Origin of the sequence: Paenibacillus sp. FSL P4-0176 (assembly GCF_037975265.1) — a bacterium.
GTDB lineage: Bacteria > Bacillota > Bacilli > Paenibacillales > Paenibacillaceae > Paenibacillus > Paenibacillus amylolyticus.
On the sequence record NZ_CP150242.1, the window covers coordinates 3534336 to 3556422 of the forward strand.

The 22087-nt window shown below is 43.8% G+C and carries 19 protein-coding genes; 12 read left to right on the plus strand and 7 right to left on the minus strand.

From position 1 onward, the window contains the following. Positions 1-20: 20 nt before the first annotated feature. Complete coding sequence (locus MKY95_RS16045) at positions 21-368, minus strand: helix-turn-helix domain-containing protein (RefSeq protein WP_221821145.1); 348 nt, start codon at positions 366-368, stop codon at positions 21-23. A gap of 134 nt (positions 369-502) precedes the next feature. Between MKY95_RS16045 and MKY95_RS16050 the strand changes: the two genes are divergently transcribed. After that, positions 503-1417 carry a DsbA family protein gene (locus MKY95_RS16050; RefSeq protein ID WP_339199784.1) on the plus strand — a complete coding sequence of 305 codons (915 nt, stop codon included), beginning with the start codon at positions 503-505 and terminating at the stop codon, positions 1415-1417. A gap of 116 nt (positions 1418-1533) precedes the next feature. Beyond that, positions 1534-2106, plus strand: a complete 573-nt coding sequence (locus MKY95_RS16055; RefSeq protein ID WP_339199786.1) for a hypothetical protein — start codon at positions 1534-1536, stop codon at positions 2104-2106. Between the two features lie 627 nt (positions 2107-2733). Here the strand turns inward: MKY95_RS16055 and MKY95_RS16060 are convergent. Then, positions 2734-4242: an alpha-N-arabinofuranosidase gene (locus MKY95_RS16060; protein ID WP_253508507.1), complete on the minus strand. Its 1509-nt coding sequence runs from the start codon at positions 4240-4242 to the stop codon at positions 2734-2736. Positions 4243-4447: 205 nt separating this feature from the next. On the opposite strand from MKY95_RS16060, the gene MKY95_RS16065 reads away from it, so the two are divergent. Together MKY95_RS16065 and MKY95_RS16070 are read left to right on the plus strand one after the other, a co-directional pair. Continuing rightward, entirely contained in the window at positions 4448-5365 is a 918-nt protein-coding gene (locus MKY95_RS16065; RefSeq protein WP_339199788.1) for an ArsR family transcriptional regulator, read from the plus strand. 140 nt (positions 5366-5505) lie between these two features. Then, a complete protein-coding gene (locus MKY95_RS16070; protein ID WP_339199790.1) occupies positions 5506-6621 on the plus strand; it encodes a phosphotransferase in 1116 nt (371 codons plus the stop codon). A 99-nt stretch (positions 6622-6720) separates the two neighbouring features. Here the strand turns inward: MKY95_RS16070 and MKY95_RS16075 are convergent, their stop codons facing one another. Then, positions 6721-7572, minus strand: coding sequence for an AraC family transcriptional regulator (locus tag MKY95_RS16075; RefSeq protein ID WP_339199792.1), 852 nt, complete (start codon positions 7570-7572; stop codon positions 6721-6723). A gap of 176 nt (positions 7573-7748) precedes the next feature. On the opposite strand from MKY95_RS16075, the gene MKY95_RS16080 reads away from it, so the two are divergent. Further along, positions 7749-9155 carry a glycoside hydrolase family 4 gene (locus tag MKY95_RS16080; RefSeq protein ID WP_339199793.1) on the plus strand — a complete coding sequence of 469 codons (1407 nt, stop codon included), beginning with the start codon at positions 7749-7751 and terminating at the stop codon, positions 9153-9155. A gap of 88 nt (positions 9156-9243) precedes the next feature. Here MKY95_RS16080 and MKY95_RS16085 read toward each other — a convergent pair whose 3' ends face one another. Continuing rightward, a complete protein-coding gene (locus tag MKY95_RS16085; RefSeq protein ID WP_339199795.1) occupies positions 9244-10131 on the minus strand; it encodes a LysR family transcriptional regulator in 888 nt (295 codons plus the stop codon). A 384-nt stretch (positions 10132-10515) separates the two neighbouring features. Here MKY95_RS16085 and MKY95_RS16090 point away from each other — a divergent pair, with 384 nt between their 5' ends. The 3 genes from MKY95_RS16090 to MKY95_RS16100 all read left to right on the plus strand — a co-directional run bounded on the left by MKY95_RS16090 (position 10516) and on the right by MKY95_RS16100 (position 13153). Further along, positions 10516-11262 (plus strand): acetoacetate decarboxylase, encoded by a 747-nt coding sequence (locus MKY95_RS16090; protein WP_339199796.1) that lies wholly within the window; start codon positions 10516-10518, stop codon positions 11260-11262. A gap of 14 nt (positions 11263-11276) precedes the next feature. Next, positions 11277-12308, plus strand: a complete 1032-nt coding sequence (locus tag MKY95_RS16095) for a ketopantoate reductase family protein (protein WP_339199798.1) — start codon at positions 11277-11279, stop codon at positions 12306-12308. A gap of 194 nt (positions 12309-12502) precedes the next feature. Then, the gene (locus MKY95_RS16100) at positions 12503-13153 is read left to right on the plus strand and encodes a hypothetical protein (RefSeq protein WP_036671218.1); all 651 of its coding nucleotides are present in this window, start codon (positions 12503-12505) and stop codon (positions 13151-13153) included. A gap of 42 nt (positions 13154-13195) precedes the next feature. Here the strand turns inward: MKY95_RS16100 and MKY95_RS16105 are convergent, their stop codons facing one another. Continuing rightward, a complete protein-coding gene (locus tag MKY95_RS16105) occupies positions 13196-14914 on the minus strand; it encodes an AraC family transcriptional regulator (RefSeq protein WP_339199800.1) in 1719 nt (572 codons plus the stop codon). A gap of 173 nt (positions 14915-15087) precedes the next feature. Further along, positions 15088-16041 carry an ABC transporter substrate-binding protein gene (locus MKY95_RS16110; protein ID WP_327196795.1) on the minus strand — a complete coding sequence of 318 codons (954 nt, stop codon included), beginning with the start codon at positions 16039-16041 and terminating at the stop codon, positions 15088-15090. Positions 16042-16470: 429 nt separating this feature from the next. On the opposite strand from MKY95_RS16110, the gene codB reads away from it, so the two are divergent. Together codB and MKY95_RS16120 are read left to right on the plus strand one after the other, a co-directional pair. Then, positions 16471-17748, plus strand: a complete 1278-nt coding sequence (codB, locus tag MKY95_RS16115) for a cytosine permease (RefSeq protein ID WP_036671222.1) — start codon at positions 16471-16473, stop codon at positions 17746-17748. Next, positions 17717-18985, plus strand: a complete 1269-nt coding sequence (locus MKY95_RS16120; RefSeq protein ID WP_036671224.1) for a cytosine deaminase — start codon at positions 17717-17719, stop codon at positions 18983-18985. The genes codB and MKY95_RS16120 overlap by 32 nt, the downstream gene beginning before the upstream one ends. 83 nt (positions 18986-19068) lie before the next feature. On the opposite strand, the gene MKY95_RS16125 is transcribed toward MKY95_RS16120, so the two are convergent. Continuing rightward, positions 19069-20193, minus strand: coding sequence for a GerAB/ArcD/ProY family transporter (locus MKY95_RS16125; protein ID WP_036671226.1), 1125 nt, complete (start codon positions 20191-20193; stop codon positions 19069-19071). Positions 20194-20323: 130 nt separating this feature from the next. Between MKY95_RS16125 and MKY95_RS16130 the strand changes: the two genes are divergently transcribed. Further along, positions 20324-21286, plus strand: coding sequence for a WYL domain-containing protein (locus tag MKY95_RS16130; protein ID WP_339199803.1), 963 nt, complete (start codon positions 20324-20326; stop codon positions 21284-21286). A gap of 85 nt (positions 21287-21371) precedes the next feature. Next, positions 21372-21899 carry a VOC family protein gene (locus MKY95_RS16135; RefSeq protein WP_036671230.1) on the plus strand — a complete coding sequence of 176 codons (528 nt, stop codon included), beginning with the start codon at positions 21372-21374 and terminating at the stop codon, positions 21897-21899. Positions 21900-22087: the final 188 nt, after the last annotated feature.

The following is a 22087-nucleotide window of genomic DNA, read 5'->3' on the forward strand; positions in this document are numbered from 1 at the left end:
GGGTTACATTAGGCCAGGAGTTATATATCTTGTTGCTTCACGCCTGCTTTCATATTTTTCTGACCCCACATTACCATGGATTCAATTAAAGGAACCAATTCCTTGCCTGATTCTGTGAGCGAATACTCCACTCTCGGTGGCACCTCGTTATATTGCTCCCGATGCACGATGCCGGAATGAATCAAATCCTTCAAACAGTTCGTTAACATCGTTCCGGTAATGCCAGGCAGTCTTCTTTTTAGTTCATTGTAACGTATACAGTCATTTTCACTGAGGATTGCCAGAATCGGAAGATTCCACTTGCCTCCAATGACCTGAAATGCATAAGTCGCTGGACATAACTGATCAAAATTAAACTCGTATTTCACTTGATACCCTCCAATAGTATACTTTTTGATACTAAGTCAGAAAAAGAATCGTACTTGTTCAGAAGATTGTAGACATTATAATCAAACTAACACAAGAAAATCAATTCATAAGACAATATAAAGGCGGGATACACGTGAGTAACGAATCTATGATGTGTGATCTGGAAACAGGCGTATGTGGTGTGAGCGAAGAAGAGGCGATGCAAGAAATCAATCTGAATCACGTTGAGAAAAGGATAACTCTTTATTACGCAACAGATCCGATCTGCTCTCACTGCTGGGCGCTTGAGCCTGTGCTTCATCGGTTTATTGAGGAATACGGTCATTATTTTACGCTGCAAATTAAAATGGGTGGGCTACTGGCTAACTGGAATGGTTTCTCGGATGGCGCTAACGGGATTCAAAAACCTTCAGATGTTGCAGAGCATTGGAAGGAAGTGGGTGAACATTCACGCATGCCTATCGACGGTTCCTTATGGCACGATAATCCAATACTTTCTTCCTATCCGCCATCTCGCGTATTTAAGGTCATTCAGAGTACGCACCCTGGTAAAGAGCAGGACTTTTTAAGACGTGCGCGTGAAGCTGTGTTTGTATTTAATCGAAATATTGGAGAAGATGATGTGCTGATGGATATCGTCAATCAACTGGGCTTGAATGGGAAAGAAGTGGTTGAGGCGGCTGCGCAGCAATCTGCACAAGAGTTATTAGAGGAAGACTTTGAGAATGTCGCTAGTTTGGGCGTTAGAGGTTTCCCATCAATTATCATTGTGAATGAAGAGAACCAGGGTATAAAAATTGTCGGAGCCCGTTCGCTTGAAACATATGTGCAAGCACTTCAGCAGGTGCTTGGTGGTGATCTGAAACCCAAACAGATAAACTCGTTGGAGCAGAAAATCAATGAGGGACACCTTCTTTTTTCTAAAGAAATTGAGGTCTTGTACAGTATCGAAAAAAGTGATATTGAATCATATGTGAAATCTGAATTGGCAGAGCACACATATCGTATGGGTCATATTTTGAATGAGATGTATATTGAGCATATCTGAGGCAGGAGCCATGTCAGAATCTTCCTGCTTTCGGCACACGGATGTGTTATTCGCACAGGCAAGTCGTCCACCCATTGCGTAGACTGAAGTAGATCAAGTCAAGTGAGGTGAATTCCATGGCTAAAACCAATGAAATACACGTCCGGGTGAAACGGCTCAAGGATCGCCCAGTCTGCGTGACTCTTCATAATGGCGAGACGTACGTCGGGTACATCTCTGGTGTTAACAGCGAAGGCGTAGTGCTTACCGGGGGCGGAAAGCTTACACAGGCCGCAATCACAGCACCCTCATCTGAAGGCAGTGCTCGCAAAACCAAACCTAAAGCAGGGGCTACGAGAAAAACAGCATCCTCTCGAAACCGTAAACGGGTGAACAGCACACGTAAGTCGCAAGTACGATCCCGGTCGATGTCTCGTTCAACGTCTAGGCAAGCCCGGGTATCCTCTTTCATGCCTATGCTAGGCTCATTGTTAGGTGGCTTTGGCGGTGCAGGCTCGATTGGAGGTATGTTAGGCGGGGGTATGCGGTTGTTTGGCATGATCCAGCGGTTTACACCTGTGGTCAAAATGGGGTATGGCATGATTAAGCAGATTCAGCCATTTATGGGGGCAGTTCAAGGGCTGATGACTCCAGCGAGCCAAGCAGCTCAGGCTGAAACCGAAGTTGAAGAGGAAGCACAACAAGGATAATACTTGAAATGAAAATCGTGAAATAGAACACAACCTTCGTTGCATTTGGGAAGGAAGCATTGCTAGTATGTTGGGTGATTTGATCTCTTTCTGATCTGTTCTGTTCCTTATCTTCTTCTCTGTTCTGTTTCAGCTTCTTCGCTAGATGCTTCACTGCAAGCTGCTCTCCGTACGCCAAACGGAGGGTGGCTTATTTGCTTATGCTGTATATGAGGTTCGAACCAGCTCGATTTCGCATGCTTGCTCAGCGCTAACGAACCTCAGAAACCGTATTCGGGTCAATATCAAGCTATTAAAATTCTAACGAACATGACACACCCTATTTGCTGCAAAATGTAAGATATAGTGTGGAAAAGGGGCTGATTCTGCAGCATAGCTTCTCCTGTGTTCGTTAGAATTAAAATTCGCCCGAAACGGGTTAAATAAGACTCCCTGTGTTCGTTAAATTCGTTCGTTGCGAGGAATAAAAAATGAGGTTTCAAATACGCGCCACACTTCTAACTTTGGAACTATGTAGTTGGGCCGTTTGCCATCATACAGCAAAAAGCACCGCGCGCAGGGAGCTACACGCGGTGCGAAAAACAATGCTGATGTTGCAGAGTAGGAGAAAACTCTATCCCGCTCTTATTAAGCCTGTTTGGTTTTGAGGCGAATCACGTTCCATGATGCTTTGTTCAAGACTGCTTGCACTTTACCCTGGTCAACCGTTGTATATCCGCCGTTGTGAGGAACAACGTTACGTGGGTTTTCTTTGGTATTGGTGGCTTTCAAGTCGTTGTTCTCCAATACAATATGCTCCACAAATGTCGTTTCTCCGAAGGAACGCAGATCCACATTCAGTTCCAACTTCTCATCCAGATGTCTGTTCACCGCAAAGATTGTGATCGTGCCGTTTTCTTCATCATGCACACTGATCGCTTCGAGATAAGGCACATCTGTAAAGTCTTTGGAATCATATTTAGGTGAAGAGGTGATGGATCGCAACACCGTACCACGACCGAAGTTGGATGCATGCATGAACGGGAAATACGTCGTCTGGAACCAGATTGCTCCGTTATTTTCCGTCATGATTGGTGCAATGGTGTTAATCAACTGAGCAAGGCAAGCCATTTTTACACGGTCGGCGTGCTTGAGTATGGTAATCAGATAACAGCCCACAGCTAGTGCATCTTCATGTGTATACACATCTTCAAACTCTGGAGGAGCAATCTGCCACCGTTCTTCCATACGGCTCGTGCCGATGGATTTCCAGACATTCCATTCATCCAGAGACAGCATTAATTTCTTTTTACTGCGTTTCTTGGCTTGTACAAAATCACAGATTGAAGCAACACTATCAATAAATTGATCCAGATCCAGCGATGTCGCCAGGAAGTCATACGTGTTGTCTTTGTTGTTGTTGTAATACTGATGCAGGGACAAGTAGTCCACATTTTCATAGGTGAGATCCAGCACGGTTGCTTCCCAATCTGCAAATGTACTCATGTCACGGCTGGAACTGCCGCAAGCCACAAGCTCAATTTCCGGGTCTACCCATTTCATCGCTTTGGCGGTCTCATTGGCAATACGGCCATATTCATATGCAGTCATTGCACCAATCTGCCAAGGGCCGTCCATTTCGTTGCCTAGACACCAGGTTTTGAATTTATGCGGGTCCTTGTAACCGTGAGAGATACGCAGATCACTCCAGTATGTGCCAGATGGGTGGTTGCAGTATTCGATCAGGTTTCTGGCCGCATCAATGCCGCGAGTACCCAGATTTACAGCCATCATCACTTCGGTTCCAACCAGTTTGGCCCAATCTGCAAATTCGTTTGTTCCTACCGCATTCGTTTCAATCGTCCACCAAGCGAGTTCAAGTCTGCGTTTACGCTCCGCTACCGGACCAACGCCGTCCTCCCAATTGTAACCGGATACGAAATTGCCGCCCGGATAACGAACGATGGGTACATTCAAAGCCTTGATCGCTTCAATAGCGTCCTGACGGAAACCTTGAGCATCTGCGGTGGGATGACCTGGATCATATATGCCGCCGTATACGGCCCGTCCCAGATGTTCTATAAATGAACCATAGACACGCGGATCTACTTCAGCAATCTGAAAGTCTTTATCGATAAGCATTTTGGATGTAAGCATGGTATGTACCTCCATTGGATGAATTCATATTTTTAAAATTAACAGTGGTATTGAATTCGCTTAAAAGCAAAATCAAATCATTGATTTGTTATCTAATATGTATCATAATGCTTATATATTGAGCAAGTTCATTTTTATGAGTTCGCTAAATAACGAATCCTGAAATTGAAATAGATCGATTTTACTCAAAAAGGAAGTGGACATCATGATGCTTGGGACAGATGCAGCTTCATTGCTAATTTACGAGGCACTGGCAAGTGAAGCCCGTTTAAACATTGTGCGCCTGCTGCTACAAAACAGGGAAATGCATATCAATGCGCTTGCCCAAGAGCTTTTTCTGAGCAAAGCTATTGTAAGTACACATGTAAGCAAGCTGCAAAAAGCAGGAATTGTCGGTAGCCGAATGAAACGGGAGAACGGTGGAACCTATAAATACTGTTTTATCGTACGAGAATTCATGACTATTAACCTGTCACCAGAGCCTGTTGATGCTCCTTACCATGAAATATCCATACCGGTAGGTCAGTATACAGATTATGAAGCGTGGCCGACCTGCGGGATTGCGACAACTACGCAGATGATTGGACAGTATGACACACCGGCGTGCTTTATGGACCCGGATCGGGTCAATGCAGGTATTCTTTGGTTGGCACGAGGTTTTCTGGAATATAAGATTCCCAATTATCTGAATACAGAACAGCATCTCCAGGAAATTGAAATTTCACTCGAACTCAGTTCGGAAGCACCCCAAGTTAATGAAAACTGGCCTTCCGATATCCGTTTTTCCCTTAATGGTCATCACCTTGGAACCTGGACAAGCCCAGGGGATTTCGGGGATCGGAAGGGCAAACATACACCGCTATGGTGGAAATTGGACGTCAACCAGTATGGTGTACTGAAGGTGCTGCGTATTAACGCAGAAGGGACGTTTATGGATAGCCAGCGCATCTCAGATGTGCGTATCCATGATCTGAAACTGGATTCATCCACCTACTGGACATTTGGATTAAGACCGGAAGAAGGGGTGCCCGGTCGAGGCGGACTTACGTTGTTCGGGAAAGGGTTTGGCAACTACGATCAGGACATTTTGATACGGTACTATTACGAAGCTGCTGAGTTATAAATTTGGCTAGTAAAATGTGGAATATTAGGATAAGATGTAACCATCTGAACAAAAAGGAGCGTTTTTAAATGTCTAACAAGGTGATTTTGCTTTAGGTTCACAGAAGGATATTTGCATTACAGAGATTCCTTTTGTGGACATTGCACTGCGGGAAACCGTCCAAACAATGTTTACTGGAGGAGATTATTATTAATTTTAACGAAGCTGTTAACATCAGCAATACACATGTACTGACGCTGGTACGCGAGTTGTTTCATCTGGAGGGTTACAATATTCAGCTTATTCCGCCTCATGAGGGTGGACGTAATGTCGTTTACACTTGCGAGCAAGAGGGGCGTGAATCGCTAATTCTACGGGTGTCTTTTTTGCCTGACAGAAAGCGGGAAGATTACATTGCCGAACTGGAGTATGTCCGGTATCTGTTTGAGCACGGTGCAAGTGTCTCGAATGTAGTTAGCTCGAAAAAGGGTCATCTGTTAGAAGAGATCACTTATAATGAGCATACGTTCTTTATCTGTATGTTTGTAAAAGCCAAGGGGAAGTTGCTTGTAGAAAACCATTATCAGTACCGTGAAGGGGTCCCACTTAGCGAATACTATTATAATAGCGGAAAAGTTCTGGGCAGGATGCATCAACTATCGAAAGGGTACACTCCCGTCCATCGCCGGCATCATTTGATTGACAATTACAGCGGTGAATATATCGATAATCTGGTACCTGAATCATTCCCTCTGCTTAAGGAGAAGATGGTTGAGCTCCTGAATACCTTACAAGGTTTGGATACAAACCAGGAGACATTCGGCATGATCCATTTTGATTATAACGATGGAAATTACTCGATCGATTTTGATACCGGTGAGATCACCGTGTATGATTTCGATAATTCATGCTTCGGTTGGTATATGTATGATTTGGCTGATCTATGGTCACATGGTATGGGCTGGATACAATTTGAGTCGGATGCAGATAAACGCAAACAGTTCATGGATGATTATTTCCAAACCGCCCTCGCTGGATATACTTCCGAAACCAAGATCGAAGATTCGATGCTGGAGAAGCTGCCTTTATTTATTCAAGTCACTCTCTTGGAGAATATTCTAGGTCAATTTGAGGAAATGCAGCGTGCGGGCGAAGAACCGGAAGCTAACGAAGCACTGTTGTATCTCATTAAATGTCTGGAAGAGGATATACCGTATAAAGGATTTTTCCATGAGATGTATTCCACTGAAGCTCCGTTTGAGTATGAGGGACGCTGAAGGGACCTGTACGTTAAACTAAACCCTGAATAACCAAGGATTCATCAAGTGGGGAGGCAGCCGGATTGATCGGTTGCCTCTTTGTTTGTCTGCGGTATTTTATTCAAATTTGGATGGGGGCACGTTGTAGAATTTTTTGAATGCTTTGGAGAACGTAAAGGGATCGGGATAACCCAGAAATCCGGCAATTTGCTGGATCGTATATTTTTTCTCGTACAGATAGTCTCTGGCCCGGTTCATTTTGATCTGATTGATATACTGCCCCGGTGTAATACCGAGAATTTTTTTGAACAAAGAAATAAAATATTTCTCAGAGACGCCCGCAATGGCCGCAAGCTCGTTAACTCGGATGGCACGATGCAGATTCGCATCCACGTATGGAAAGACATTCTGCAGAACTTCCAGACTTCCTTCGATCTTCCTCGGTTTTCGGTCTTTCAGAAACTCACCGTGATACAGCCCTTGCCTATGTAATTCCAAAATTTTGGCGATGACGAGAAGTAGAGAGGCTTTCAAATAAAGTGGACTGGCTGAAGCGCCGCCACTCTGCTTGAATCTTCGATAGGACGAGGTGAACAGCGTTGATTCCTCTTGAATCAGATTGCCAGGTACAATGCCTGGGAGCTGAAACTCGCCGAGAATCCGCTTCTGCTCAGCGATGCTGAAATCAAAGTGCATGTATACGAATCGGCACAACTCTCCGGTCGTGGAAGCCGTGTAGGGCATATCCGGATAAAAAAACACGACGTCACCCGGGTTCGCCATATGCTCGATTCCATCGATGGTAATCTGCACGGAGCCTGCTGTAATGAACCACAGATCATAATCGGAATGAGACTTGTGCTCCGTCCAATTGCTGTCATGCGTTTGTTCCAAATAAGAGCTCATGCGAAGTGTGACATACTCCGAAAGTTCGTCGATTATACTCATATTTACAGTTCCTGTGTGCATCTAATCCAACCTAATCCTCTCGACTTTATGACATCCTTTATATTTCACTATTATAACAAAGGATTTATCTCTTGTTAACTATCGTACCATATGACATGTTTTGAAAACTATCACACATTCCGATTCCAGCCCACTCACCTATAATGAACTTATATCGTTACGAGGAGGGGTTATTGATGAATGCTACAAGTACACAACATCCAAAGGTAGTTGTTATTGGGGCGGGCAGCCTGTTTTTTGGTCGTCAGTCCATCTGGCAGATGGTACACTCCCCATATTTGAATCAGGGAACGCTGGCTTTGGTGGATACGGACGAGGAACGGCTTTCAAAAATGGTGAAACTAGCGGAAATGGTCGCCAAGGAGAACAACGTATCCCTAAAGATTGAGGGTTCAGTGGACCGAAGACAGGTACTACCGGGAGCCGACTTCGTTGTGCTCAGCTTTGCGGAAGAATCGGTGAAATATCGGGGCATCGACTGCCAGGTTTCTCTAAAGTATGGGATTCGCATGTGTTCCGGCGATACGATTGGCCCTGGTGGAATCTTTCGCGCGATGCGGGAACTGCCGGTTATTATGGAATGTGCCAAGGACATTGAGGAGTTATGTCCGGATGCTTGGGTGATCAATTATATTAACCCGTCTACCGTGCACGGCATTGCTTTACATCGATATGCACCGAAGCTTAAATCGTTTGCGCTGTGCGATAGTCATCATATGCCGCATAAAAAAGCCTATTATGCCGTAAGAGCTGGAATCATTGGAGACAATAGCCAGTTCACTGAAGAGATCAACCAAAAATTCGATTTTCGTATCGCAGGTGTTAATCATTTCACTTGGCTGCTCAAAGCCGAGTATGAAGGAAAAAATGTGATGCCCACAATTGCAGAAGCCATGCGCAAGCTGGCAGGTGATGAGAATAACGGCGGTGATCGCGGCGCAAAAGCTCTGTATAACGATGCGATTACCTATGAACTATATGATATTTTCGGAATCATTCCTACTTGTACGGCGCATACGAAGGAATACGTTCGGTATTGGCAGGGTCTTGGCAAAACTGCGGACACCATTCCGCCATTATCGATCTGGGAGACAGAGGACAGATATCAGCGTCACGACGAAATGTGGCGTCAGGTGGATGACTTTCTTGCAGGGAACATCCCAATTGCCGATTACATGAGTACCTTCGGACCAGATCATGCTACCGACATCATCGAAAATATGGTGGGGAACTTGGGCAAAAAGTTCTTCATCAATACGCTCAATCAAGGTGCGGTAACCAATATGAATAACGATTCGTTCCTGGAACTACTATGCGATGTAGATATGGATGGGGCGAAACCACTCCATGTAGGCGAGATGCCGCGTGGGATAAGAGGGATGCAAGAACTTGTACTGGATACGCATGAGCTTACGGTTGAAGCTGTTCTGGAACAGAGCTACGAGAAGCTGAGAAGGGCGATGCTCACCGACCCGCTCGTGAGTTCCATCAGTGACGCGGACAAGATCATTCATGAATTGTTGGAACTGGAGCGTAAGATGATTCCGGACGTTTGGTATAAGGACAGACTGCAGTATAGCTAAGAATAGATAACGATCAAAGACCACATCGGTTCCTTCCAAGGGACTAACGTGGTCTTTGTTTTTATCGTTTGTCATGTATCAAGAAATCCTACTCCACTTTAAACAATCCAGCATGGTCTTCATAGTACGAAGTAATAAAATCACGAAATTCTCCAACAGCAGGAGATAACCGTTTTTGTTTGACCCAGGATAGGCTAATGGGATATATAGCTGAATCATCAGCAATTTTTACATAACGTAACCCCAGTGCTCTACATACGGAGATCGGAATTAATGCAACACCTTGATTAAGGCTGATAATTTCAAGCAGGGTATGAGAATCGACCTCAAATGCATGATTGGGGAGGAAACCTGCTTTTTCACAGAGCATAGTTGTAAAGCGGCTGTACTCCTTATTATCGGCAAGGGAAATAAAGGGCTCATTTGCAACAACACTTAATGAAATGCTTGTTTCTCCGCCGTATGCATGATCCGTGGGCACAACAAGAACAATGTCTTCCTCAACAAGAACAACACTCTCAATCTCCTCATCCTGAATCGGATGCCCCGTAATGCCCAGATGCATGTCGCCTTTCTTCAAACCTGTAATAATTTCACTGCGGGTCCCAATACCCTGATGAAGCTTGGTTTCAGGGGAACCGTTGATATAGTCACTAATGAGACCTGTGAGGAACCGAGTATTCGTAATCGAGATCCTGATTGTATTGGATATTTGCTGTTCCTCCGCTTTAATCTCCATCTCTGCATTTTCAATTTCAATAAAAATCCGGTTTACATGCTTTAATAAAATCTCACCTGAGGAATTCAATTGAATGTTTCTTCCTCTCCTGTGGAATAAGGGGGTACCCAGTTCATCCTCAAGTCTTTTAATCGTTAAGCTTAGGGAAGGTTGAGCAATATTCAATTGGGCAGCTGCCTTGGAGATATGTTCAGTATAGGCAACGGTCTGAAAGTATTTGAGCTGAAGCAATTCCATCCATTCGCACTCCTTATTTATTCTGATAAATATATATAGTACTTATTATGTATTATATTAAATTTAAATATTGATGTAGAATTTTTTTATGAGATACAGATCAAATTTTAAATAACAAAAACCTGACTATATAAGTTGAACTAATCATTTACACAATAACGGAGAGGACAGAAAAAACCTGAAAAAGCAAAGCGTTCGCCTAAAAGCTTTCTGAAAGAAAGCTGCATCGGAAGCATAAGCTATCCCCGGATTTTCCCCTTTAGAAGGGGAATCGAAAAATCTGGGGATAACAGCGATTGGAAGATTGTTCTGTCATTGTAGTGTCAGTGTAAATAATCTTGAGTTCAACTTATATAGAACCAAAACATAAGGTAGGTGTCTTTGATGAAAATCGATGTGAATAACATAGCTAAAAATCTGAATACACCCCTAACGGCTCCGGCATACCCGATGCCACCGTACAAATTCGTGAATCGTGAATATTTGAATATTATTTACCGAACCGATGAAAAAGCGCTGCGGGCAGCCGTACCGGAACCTCTGGAAATTACTGAACCTTTGGTTAAATTCGAAGTGATGTGGATGCCAGATGTTTCTGGACTGGGTGCTTATACAGAAGCTGGACAAGTTATCCCTGTGCAATTCAATGGGGAGGAAGGCGATTATGTGCATTCGATGTACGTAGACAATTTCCCAGCGATTGCGAGTGGTCGAGAGCTCACCGCCTATCCGAAAAAGCTGGGTGCGCCCAAGCTGTATACCGATTCAGATACACTTGTCGGCACACTTGATTATGGAACGCTGCGTGTAGCCACGGCAACGATGGGATATAAACATGTGGAGATGGATAAAGAGTTCGCCAAAAGTGAAATATGCCGACCTAATTTTATGATTAAGATTGCTACCGACTATACCGGGAATTTAAGAATATGTGATCTGATCCGTACTCAAATTACGGACATCGAAGTGAAGGAAGCTTGGACAGGACCTGCCCGACTTCAACTGTTCGAACATGCGTTGGCACCTCTTGCAGATCTGCCTGTGTTGGAAGTGGTGTCAGCTTCTCATATCCTTACCAACCTAACCTTAAACGCTGCACAACCTGTATATAACTACCTGGAAGAAAAATAAGGAGGAAAAATAAAATGAGAATTGCAATTGTAGGAGCAGGATCTTTGGGAACCATCGTAGGTGCATACCTTGCGGATGGTGGACTGGACGTTGAGTTAATTGATGCATATCAAGAACATGTAAATGCTTTAAATCAGACCGGTGCTAAAGTGACGGGTACCACAGAGTTTCAGGCCAAAGTAAAAGCAATTACTCCCGATCAGAAATCAGGACAGTATGACCTTGTTTTACTTTTAACCAAACAACTCTACAACGATTCCATTCTTCAGGAATTACTTCCATTCTTGAAAGAAGACAGTATGGTGTGTTCCTTGCAGAACGGGATTCCGGAAGAAAAAGTGGCGTCCATCGTGGGTGAAAAACGTGTCATTGCAGGCTCCGTTGAATTTGGCGCTACGTTCATTGAACCAGGTGTATCAAGTCTGACTACCGAGTACACTCAATTTAAGCAGTATGCTTTTCAGATTGGCGAATTAAATGGTGAAATCACCGAACGAATTCAACGCGTGAAATCGGTGTTGGATCTTGTGGGTGGAACTCATATTTCCGATAACCTGGTTGGAACCAAATGGTCCAAATTGCTGATCAACAATGCATTTAGTGGTTTGTCCGCTGCATTGAATGGGGAATACGGAGACATTATTGATCACGAAGCCGGCATTGTGAGTGCAGCTCATATTGCGGACGAGACGATTAAAGTTGCTCGCGCCAATGGGGTTACCTTGGTTAAAATGAATGGATTCGACATCGCTTCACTCGAAATGAACAGCAAAGAAGATATCCCTGAACGGGTGAAAACATTACGTTACGTGATGGAGCCCTCCAGACTGCTCAAAGCAAGCATGCTTCAAGATCTGGAAAAGAACCGCAAAACGGAAATTGATTATATTAATGGCGTTGTTTCAAGCAGAGCAGAAGGTACCGGAATTGCGACACCTTATAATGATTTAGTTGTAAAACTGGTCAAATCTGCTGAAGAAACTCAAACCGTTCCTGATTTTGACACGAACATAAAAGCTTTTGAAGAACTATTAAGTGTTCAATAATAAATTTAATTATTTCAACTGAAAGTCGCTAATATAGCGGCTTTTTTATTGTATCCGAAAATCTAGTCAGGCTTGATTTTGCGACAGATAGAATTTTCTTCTGATTTTTGTTTCCTAAGATTATACAAAAAGGGGAATTAAATTTGATATAATATAGACTTGCTGGTCATTTTTCTATTCGAAGGAGATACATAATGAGGTACTCTTGGTGGGAATTCACGTTTTATTTTGCTGTATTGATGTTTGTCTTGTTTATGCAAATAAACGAATATCCTCTATTTCTGATTGTGGGGGTTGTAGTCGTTACCATTCTTATCGCATTTATTAAGCATGTTTTTTATCCTTTAGTATTTGATAAGCGTATAGATCGTTTAGAGTCCTTTTTATCCAAGCAGCAAAATACACCTGGGACATACATTATTTATGTTTTTGCGAACAGACTTGATGATGAGGCAGAACTTGTTATGGAGCAGATTATGCAGAAATATAAGCGAAGAACAACACAAGCACAGTTCAAGGCAGCTTACGGGTTATATCGTAAGGATATGTTTGCCATTCGGCAAGCTGTACCTCATATCGGCTTATCGGATTACCGTACATATTACGAAACCATTCTACTCTTGGAAGACGGGAAAAGTGAAGATGCGCGGGAAAGACTTCAATCCATTAAAAAACAATGGATGAGATCAACACTGCTCGCGGGTCTTGAACTCAAAGCAGAAAACCGCGATACCGCTATTCAGCACGCGCATGAAGCACTTAACTCTTCCAGAGGTGTTAATCGTTATGTTTTATATAAGGAATACGAAAGAGTATTACCAGAGGTTGTTGGACACATATCGTAAGATGGTGAAAATGTTTTGAAAAAATAAACCGTGAAGCACGGTTTATTTTTTTTCATTTACTGGCACAAGGGCCAGTCCATCCTTAGCAAAAATAGAGGGTAGAATCGTCAATAACCTCTCACGGGTAAGGGGATCATCGTAGTTCCAGCCAGCTTCTACTATATGTACTTTACTGGGTGCCAACATGCTAACCAAACTTTGGAGTGGAGAAGGGGTGTTTACATTCATCTCCTCCTGGGGAACCATCACAAAGTTTCGGTCTCCAGCGTATTGCGTGATTTTATTGTGATCAATTTGTATCCAAGGTCTGCCATCAACGATCAGTTGATTTACGGATACAGTGGGTCGAAAGCCAAGTGATTCATACACGGTAGCGGCAAATCCCGTCTGTCCCATAACATATATGTTCTTGCCCAGCACCAGATAGACAGTTGCTCGCTCTCCTGCAATATAATCATCCGCCAATTGTCGCCGTATCCTCCTGACACTTTCCTCATAGCGGTCGATCCACTGTTCAGCCGTTCTGCTCCGACCGAAAAGATCCGCAATATAACGAAGACGCTCAAAAGTGCTGGTTGATTCGCGATAGACGATGGTAGGGGCAATGGCGTCCAGTCGAGGTAACTGCTGCTCACTATAGTTGCCTAGCAGGATAAGATCAGGCTTCAGTAGGGAGACTTGTTCTGGTGCGCCTTGCAGTCCAATGTCCGGGATCTGATGCAGTTTGTTTCGATATATGACTTGTGATTTCATTGTAGTTATACCCGCGCCGACTGGACGGATACCGATAGCAAGCAACTCACCAAGGGTATTGGTGCCTGTGGCTACGATACGCAAAACCGCATCAGGAAGAGAAATCTGCCTTCCGAGGGAATCGGTGATCGTTCTTTGCCTGGTACGCCTTAGTATATTGGCGTATTCCCGTGGAGGGTGTCCTGTGAGCTGATGAAAGCGCCGACTGAAATAATACTCATCTTTAAAACCGACTTGTCGGGATATTTCACGTAAGGTCTCGGTAGAACTAGACAGTAGCCTTTTAGCATGCTCGACCCTAAGAGCTGTCAGGTAGTCCGTCGGCTTCTTACCAGTCATCACCTTAAACAATTTGCTATATTGCCATCGAACCATGCCGGCCATTTCCGCCAAAAGCTCTACGGTAAGATCTTCGTTGTAGTGCTGCTCCATATAGCTGACTGTACGCTGTACCGCTTGATCATTTTGCACTGGCGGAGCAGCGCTTTCTAGCTGAGCCATCAGGCTAAGTATCAGTTGCAGCCAGGCCTGAGTAACTGCTGATTTTGAATGATGCGTAGGCGTAAATTTCTTCTCCTGCAACCGATTTTGCTTGTTGGATTGCAAAGGCAGCGGAGAAATCCAGTCTTCACTTGCCAACGCAAGTTTTATAGTAGAAAGAGACAACCTGTAAGGAAAGCCCAGAATAAGAGGAGGGCAAGCCGGAAGCAGAGTCAACTGATCCACTTGAAAAGCAAGAAAGGTCAACCGGGCTACATGCGCTTGCTCTTTTATCGTTTGGAGAATGTAGGATTGCTGAGTAGGGAGCAGAATACAACTGCCTTGGCTCAGATCTTGGGGAATATTGTTCGTTAACAGCCGAATTCCATGATCCAAAGCAATAAGCAGTGTGTATTCATTGGCAGCCTTGCTCTTGGTTGATGGATTATGATGATTGGTTTCCTGCAGTGGTGTGAGCTGAAGCAGATCATGCTGCTGCAGTTGGATGTATAGGGAAGCCATTTGCATTCTGGAGCACTCCGATCTAGTGATAATAATTCTCAATTACTAGTTTACCACATTTTACACGTTAGAGAATGTTTCGTTGCAGACCCTATTACACGCAGTATAAATTTACAAAATCAAAAAATCCTCCATAGCCCAAAGGGTTGGAGGATTTTGACGCCATCATCAATGCGCTATTATTGATTCATCCATTTCGGTAATTCATCAAGTAATTGCTCCAGTGCCAGCAGGTTGTCGGTATTCCATTCGGCTGAAGCTGTATAGACGTGTCCTTGCTGAACGGCAGGCAACGTTTTCCACAAGGTGCTCTGTAACAAGCGTTCAGATTCAGCTCGGCTTTCGTCATTATCGAGCGTTAGGACAAAGAGATGATCACCTGCATAGTCCGGCATTAGTTCTTCCGAAAGTTGGATAAATGTTTGGTCCTTGTCGATAATGTTTTGCTGAATTGCTGGTGGAATTGAAAATCCGTGCTCTTGATACAAGACTACACCCAAGGAGCGATTACCCATCACATAGAGCTGTTTACCCAACTGCAAGAAGATGGTCGCTGTCTCGCCCTCTGCCACATTCAGCTTGTCCCACATCGCTTCCGCTTTTGTATCAAATCTGCTGATCCATTGCTCTGCCTCATCCTGTTTGCCAAAAATGTTGCCAAGCTCACGTACGCGTTCAGTAAATGGCAACGCCGAGTTGAACGGAATGGTAGGCGCAATCTTCGAAAAAGCAGCGTTCCGGTCAGCATCTTGGTTATAACCATTCAAAATCAAATCAGGCTGCAAGGCCGTAATTGCCTCCAAATCACCAGGGTTCCCGACATCCTCAATACCTTCCAATCGGTCTACAATGTAGCTTTCGGAAGCATGAATCAGATTGGCTCCAACGACGGGAATATCCATGGCCAGAAGATCTCCAAGTGTTGAACCCAGATAGATCACTCGTTGTGGTTGAGTGGGTATTTCAATCACTTCGTCTGTTTGGGTTGTATAGCTTTTTGTCGTTTGTTCGTTGGTCTTCACAGCTTCTTGTGAGGAGGCGCTTTCCGAACGGCTGCATGCTGCAAGGATGGATAGAAGAAGGAAGCATGCTCCCCATATGAATAGGTGTTTCTTAATTGTACTGTTCATCATTGTTTCCCCCTGAGTTCTCTTTTTCTAATTGATAACCATTATCAATTACAACGTAATTATAGGTGCCTTTTCAGCGGCTTACAATGAAAAAAACGCAGTGAATTTATTTGTACAAATGTCAATGCGTGCATCTAGCTGTATAAGGAATTAATAACCTTTGGATAATAATGACATTGACAACTGCAGGTTTTTCCAAAATAATAGTATGTAATTGAATACTGGTACCTTTAATTCAGTCCAGAGAGGCTGGCAAGGGCAGCGGATTTCATAATCACGCGAGAATCAGGGCTTATCCCGTCATGGGATGCTCTGTGTCTTCGCGCGGATTATGATGCAAAAAGAGGCTACTTGTCAGTGTATAACTTGACGAGTAGCCTCTTTTTTCTGCTTTTTTTGGTATCAGATACACTTTACGTTGGGGGTATTCTGATGAGCAAACAAGATCAAGAGTTTTCATGGCAAGCTGTGCCGAAATCACAAAGAAACCACTTTTGGAAGACGTTATCCGTCATGCTCGGTTTCACATTTTTCTCAGCAAGCATGCTGGCAGGAGGCACGTTGGGAGTAAGCTTGACGTTCATGGAGTTCATTGGCATCGTGCTTGCGGGTAATCTGGTGCTCGGTATCTACACAGGGGCACTGGCACATATCGCTGCCAAAACGGGCCTGTCGACACATTTGCTCGCTAAATATGCGTTCGGTGCGAAAGGGTCGTATCTGCCTTCATTCCTGCTAGGCTTCACACAAGTCGGATGGTTCGGAGTAGGCGTAGCCATGTTCGCGATTCCAGTCGCCAAAGCCATGGATTGGAACGTGTACCTGCTAATTATCGTGTTCGGACTTGCCATGACGGCATCAGCCATCTTTGGCATGAAGTCACTCGTCATTCTCGGATATATCGCGGTTCCTGCGATTGCCATTCTCGGTGGTTACTCCATGTTCAAAGGTGCAGGTTCGCTGGGTGGTCTGCAAGGGTTGCTTGATTACATGCCGACTCAATCGCTTACCGCGGCGGCAGCATTAACGATCTGTATCGGATCATTCATAAGCGGCGGAACGCTGACACCCGATTTTGCCCGGTTTTCCCGGACATCGAAACAGGCAGTTACCGCAACAGTGATTGCATTCTTCCTGGGTAACTCACTCATGTTTCTGTTTGGTGCAGTTGGTGCAATGGCATATAACTTGGCCGATATCTCGGAGGTCATGTTCCTGCAAGGATTGATCATCCCGGCAATCATCGTTCTAGGCTTGAATATCTGGACAACCAACGATAATGCACTGTACGCTTCGGGTCTTGGTTTTGCGAACATCACCAAAATCTCAAAGAAATTCTTCGTCGTCGTAAACGGTATCGTGGGTACCGTATTCGCCATGTGGATGTACAACAACTTCGTCAGTTTTCTGAACGTACTGGGCGCGGCGGTACCATCGATCGGGGCTATTATTATCGCAGATTACTTCATTGTGAAACGTAGAAACTATAAGCCATTTGCCGACATGTCATTCAAAAATGTAAACTGGGTAGCGATGGTGGCTTGGGCCATCGGCGTGGCATTTGCCCAACTGGCTCCTGGCGTAACACCATTGAACGCACTGCTTGGTACAGCAGTGGCCTATATCGTCTTGATGCTGATTGTTCCTGCGAAAGAATCTAAAGAAATGGGGAAAATAAATGATTATACAGAACGCAAAATTGCGGGGTAAAGAAGGACTATGGAATATCGTTGTGAAAGACGGAAAGTTTGAACGAATTACACAATCGCTGGAAGTGACCGAGAATGAAGAGATCCTGGATGTCAACGGATCGCTTGTGCTGCCACCGTTTATTGAGCCGCATATTCATCTCGATACAACGCTCACCGCAGGCGAGCCGGAATGGAATCTAAGCGGAACGCTGTTCGAAGGCATCCAACGCTGGTCAGAGCGCAAGGCTTTCTTAACACATGAGGATGTTAAAACACGTTCCAAAACGGCACTCAAGTGGCAATTGGCACAGGGTATCCAGCATGTACGGACTCATGTGGACGTTACCGATCCAAGCTTGATCGCAGTTAAAGCGATGCTTGAAGTCAAAGAAGAAATGGCTCCATATATGGACATTCAGCTTGTTGCTTTCCCACAAGAAGGCATTCACTCTTATCCAAACGGGGCAGAATTGCTGGAAGAGTCACTGAAAATGGGCGTTGACGTGGTCGGCGGCATTCCACACTTCGAATTCACACGGGAATACGGCGTTGATTCAATGAAAGTTGCCTTTGATCTGGCCGAAAAATACGACCGTCTGATCGACATCCATTGTGATGAAATCGATGACGAGCAATCCCGTTTTGTTGAAGTCGTTGCCAAGGAAGCTTACGAACGTGGACTGGGTTCACGCACAACGGCAAGCCACACAACAGCGATGGGGTCATATAATGACGCCTATACGTACAAATTGTTCCGTTTGCTGAAGATGGCCGATTTGAACTTTGTCTCCAATCCGCTGGTTAACATTCACCTGCAAGGACGCTTCGACACGTATCCAAAAAGAAGAGGGCTGACGCGTGTCAAAGAGTTGCAGGAAGCAGGTCTGAATGTGTGCTTTGGTCATGATGACATCTTTGATCCTTGGTATCCGCTCGGTACAGGCAACATGCTGCAAGTACTGCACATGGGGATTCATGCTTCGCAGTTGCTTGGTTACGACCAGATCGTGAATTCGATCGACCTCATTACGAAAAACAGCGCAAGAACGTTACACATTGAGGATGTATACGGTATTGAAGAAGGTAAACCTGCTAACTTCATCGTACTTGAAGCAGAGAACGAATATGAGGCTGTTCGCAAACAAGCCGGCGTACTTTATTCCTACAGAGGTGGCCGTAAAATTGCGGAATCGAAGCCGCGGGACACATCCATCATTTTTGAAGGCGGTGCAGAAAAGGTTACTTTTAATAAATAATGAAGAAAATATACTCCCATTAAAGTCGCTATTTTAGCGGCTTTTTCTTTTTTTACTGTCTACATACAATAAGAACCAAACATTCAGCTTGTCTTAAGTGCTTCACTAGAAGCCTGCTTCCCGCCTTTTTTACGAACAAAACTAATGATTAGCAGTAGCAGTGGTAACAAGCCAAATAAAAAAATGGACATATTGCCAAGAAAATCACCCAAAGCTAACGTTTCCTCCAGGTTTTTAGGCAAGTAAGCAATTACATACAAGACTGGCAACATGGCGAATTGTATGCTCGTAATATTTTTGAGACGAAACAAATCTCGGATCCCGATTGCCGCAAAATAGTGTTTAAAAGCATAGGTTGCAAAGATCTGCATCAGCCAAAACACAATGAACAGTGATTCATATCGCTCAAAAAGAAACCCCTCAATTTCAAAACTTCGAACCATGTCGAACGTTGGCCACATTCGTGTTTGAATTCCTGGCAAAGATAAGTTTCCTACAACGGTAACAATCGTGACCAAATAGATGATCGTACAACTAAGTATGCTGTATATAGCAGCTTTATTGCTTGCTTTCACGTCTACCATGTAAGCTGTGATGATGAGTAAAACTTCATATCCAGAATAGGAGAGACACGAAGGTTTAAGACCTTTCAACACAGGCATGAATCCATCGCCCAGGAGTGGTCTGAGGTTATTAATTTCAAACATCTTGCTGCTTAAAAGGAAAACCAGGGCTAACAACACAAGCGTAACGGGCAACACGATTGAAAAGACCCGGATGATGACCTTAAGACCACCCGTTAACATATAAATACCAATCCACAAACTGACCATAATGGTGACCCAAGTAGGCGTGCGCTCAAGGATGTACATACTTGTAATTTCGGCCATGACTCTAACTTCGAATGAACAAAGAACAACAAAATACACGATAATTAAAAGTCCCAATAGATAAGCAATCCACTGACCTGTGATTTCGGGTATAAATTCGAATACCGTTTTACCGGGGAATCTACGACACAAGGTTACAAGGAGGATGCTGATTGTGGTTACAATTAATCCTGATAAAATGACAGAAATCCATACATCTGGTGTCCCTACTGCTTTACTAATTGTGCGAGGGAGTGTTAGAATTCCAGCTCCGAGTATTGAATTGATAACTACAATAATGACCTCGGAGGTATTAATATTAGTTGTGGATTTCTTCATTGGCCTTCGCTCCAAACCGGAGAATATATTTCTAGGTAGTATCGCCCAACGAAGTTGTTTTATGTAAAATATGCTGTACTGATATAATGTAGAGATATCCAATAATGAACTGAAGATGAGGATGCAGGTTATGCCAAAGAACGATAATATGTTAGCCATTCTATGGATGCTGAATTCAGGCACCAAAGTAACTGCAAAACAGATGTCCGAAAAGTTAGAAATCAATATAAGAACCGTATATCGATATATTGATGCATTATGTGCCAGTGGAGTACCGATCATTTCCGATACAGGTCACAACGGCGGGTATAGCTTGCTGAATCAGCATATCAAAGCACCTCTGTTATTTGATATCGATGAAAAAAAGGCACTTCTCCAAGCTGCTGTGTTTGCAAAAGAAGCTGGATATCCTTTGAGTGAGGCATTGGACAATGCAACATCCAAATTGAAAATGTATACAAATCAGGATCAGGAAAACACACTTCGCCGTCATTTAGCCGGGTTTAACGTTATCAATCGCATGGGAGATCCATCCGTTCAGCCGATCTTGGCGGAATTGGAGCAAGCCGTGGCTAATGATTGCTCTGTCGAAATTGATTATCGCAGAAGCCGTGAAGAACAACCCAAGAATAGAATAATAGACCCGTATGGAATGGTTTACTGGAATAATAAATGGTATACCATTGCGTTTTGCCACTTGAGAAATGAATTCCGCAGTTTTCGGGCAGATCGTATTCTGCGAATCAAGCTTACTCCGCTCCGCTTTAAGCGTTCGGAAGCCTTTTCAGCCCGTGAATTTTTTCTGCAAAATTTATTACCTGATGTAGGGGGCAAAGAGGGGTTAATCTCCTTGGTTATCGAAGGCCGATCAGAGGCATTGGATGACTTGGGGCTGCATTGGTTTATGGGACATTATCTGAAAGAGCGGACTTCTAATCAAGCCATCTTTTTATTTGATGAAAAATCAATTGATACATACGTCCCCTATTTTCTCCTATCCTATGGGAAGTCCATTCAAGTCATCGAACCACAGCGCTTGAAGGACAGACTTGTTGCTGTTGTATCCGAGTTAATGGAGTACTATCAACTTTAACAACTTCACTGACACTAGATGTCAGTGAAGTTGTTTTATAATGTTGACAATCTCGGATTACTGAAAAGGAAGGCGGAGTAAACATATGAGTGAACAGACAAAACACAAGGCAGTATCAGGAAAATATACTAACAAGGGTACACCTAACGGCGTTACATCGATTACCCCATTTATAACAGTGAAAGACCCTTCTGAAGCAATAGAGTTCTACAAAGTTGTTTTCAATGCAAGGGTGAAAGATATCACTGAGCATCCAGATGGAAATCGTAATAAGATTATTGTTCATGCCGAATTAGATTTTGGAAATGGTTTTTTACAGCTGGGGGCTGCAAACCCGGCATATCAATTGGCTTTGCCCCCAGATCAAGATCATGCATGTTATTCTTTAGGGATTTATGTCATTAATGTGGATGAAACCATTGCAACCGCCGTATCCAGAGGGGCGAAAGTAAGAGAAGAGATTATTAACTTTGCGTCTGGTGATCGATTCGGAAGTATACTAGACCCTTTTGGCGTACGCTGGTCTATTCTTACCCGGATTGAAGATTTATCGGAAGAAGAAAGTAGTCGAAGAGTCACTGAATGGGCCAAAAGCATCTCCATGAACAGCTAGTTCAGAGCGCATCCTAAACATGGATGCGCTCGTTTTCTACTGTCCTAATCCTATTCGTCTGTATCGTTCGAAGTATCCTCATTAAGCTTCTTATAATCCATTCCCATGTTTCCATCACACTAATGAAAGGAGGGAACATGTTTAAGCTAAGGAAAACACGGAAGATGTTAAAGTTGTTATTGTTAAAG

What these genes read in the sequence shown, in the direction of transcription:
- MKY95_RS16095 (WP_339199798.1), top strand. Translation starts at nt 11,277, where the DNA reads ATGAGAATTGCAATTGTAGGAGCAGGATCTTTGGGAACCATCGTAGGT.
- MKY95_RS16065 (WP_339199788.1), top strand. Translation starts at nt 4,448, where the DNA reads ATGATGCTTGGGACAGATGCAGCTTCATTGCTAATTTACGAGGCACTG.
- MKY95_RS16125 (WP_036671226.1), bottom strand. Translation starts at nt 20,193, where the DNA reads ATGAAGAAATCCACAACTAATATTAATACCTCCGAGGTCATTATTGTA.
- MKY95_RS16080 (WP_339199793.1), top strand. Translation starts at nt 7,749, where the DNA reads ATGAATGCTACAAGTACACAACATCCAAAGGTAGTTGTTATTGGGGCG.
- MKY95_RS16090 (WP_339199796.1), top strand. Translation starts at nt 10,516, where the DNA reads ATGAAAATCGATGTGAATAACATAGCTAAAAATCTGAATACACCCCTA.
- MKY95_RS16105 (WP_339199800.1), bottom strand. Translation starts at nt 14,914, where the DNA reads ATGCAAATGGCTTCCCTATACATCCAACTGCAGCAGCATGATCTGCTT.
- MKY95_RS16135 (WP_036671230.1), top strand. Translation starts at nt 21,372, where the DNA reads ATGAGTGAACAGACAAAACACAAGGCAGTATCAGGAAAATATACTAAC.
- MKY95_RS16110 (WP_327196795.1), bottom strand. Translation starts at nt 16,041, where the DNA reads ATGATGAACAGTACAATTAAGAAACACCTATTCATATGGGGAGCATGC.
- MKY95_RS16075 (WP_339199792.1), bottom strand. Translation starts at nt 7,572, where the DNA reads ATGCACACAGGAACTGTAAATATGAGTATAATCGACGAACTTTCGGAG.
- MKY95_RS16085 (WP_339199795.1), bottom strand. Translation starts at nt 10,131, where the DNA reads ATGGAATTGCTTCAGCTCAAATACTTTCAGACCGTTGCCTATACTGAA.
- MKY95_RS16130 (WP_339199803.1), top strand. Translation starts at nt 20,324, where the DNA reads ATGCCAAAGAACGATAATATGTTAGCCATTCTATGGATGCTGAATTCA.
- MKY95_RS16055 (WP_339199786.1), top strand. Translation starts at nt 1,534, where the DNA reads ATGGCTAAAACCAATGAAATACACGTCCGGGTGAAACGGCTCAAGGAT.
- codB (WP_036671222.1), top strand. Translation starts at nt 16,471, where the DNA reads ATGAGCAAACAAGATCAAGAGTTTTCATGGCAAGCTGTGCCGAAATCA.
- MKY95_RS16060 (WP_253508507.1), bottom strand. Translation starts at nt 4,242, where the DNA reads ATGCTTACATCCAAAATGCTTATCGATAAAGACTTTCAGATTGCTGAA.
- MKY95_RS16120 (WP_036671224.1), top strand. Translation starts at nt 17,717, where the DNA reads ATGATTATACAGAACGCAAAATTGCGGGGTAAAGAAGGACTATGGAAT.
- MKY95_RS16100 (WP_036671218.1), top strand. Translation starts at nt 12,503, where the DNA reads ATGAGGTACTCTTGGTGGGAATTCACGTTTTATTTTGCTGTATTGATG.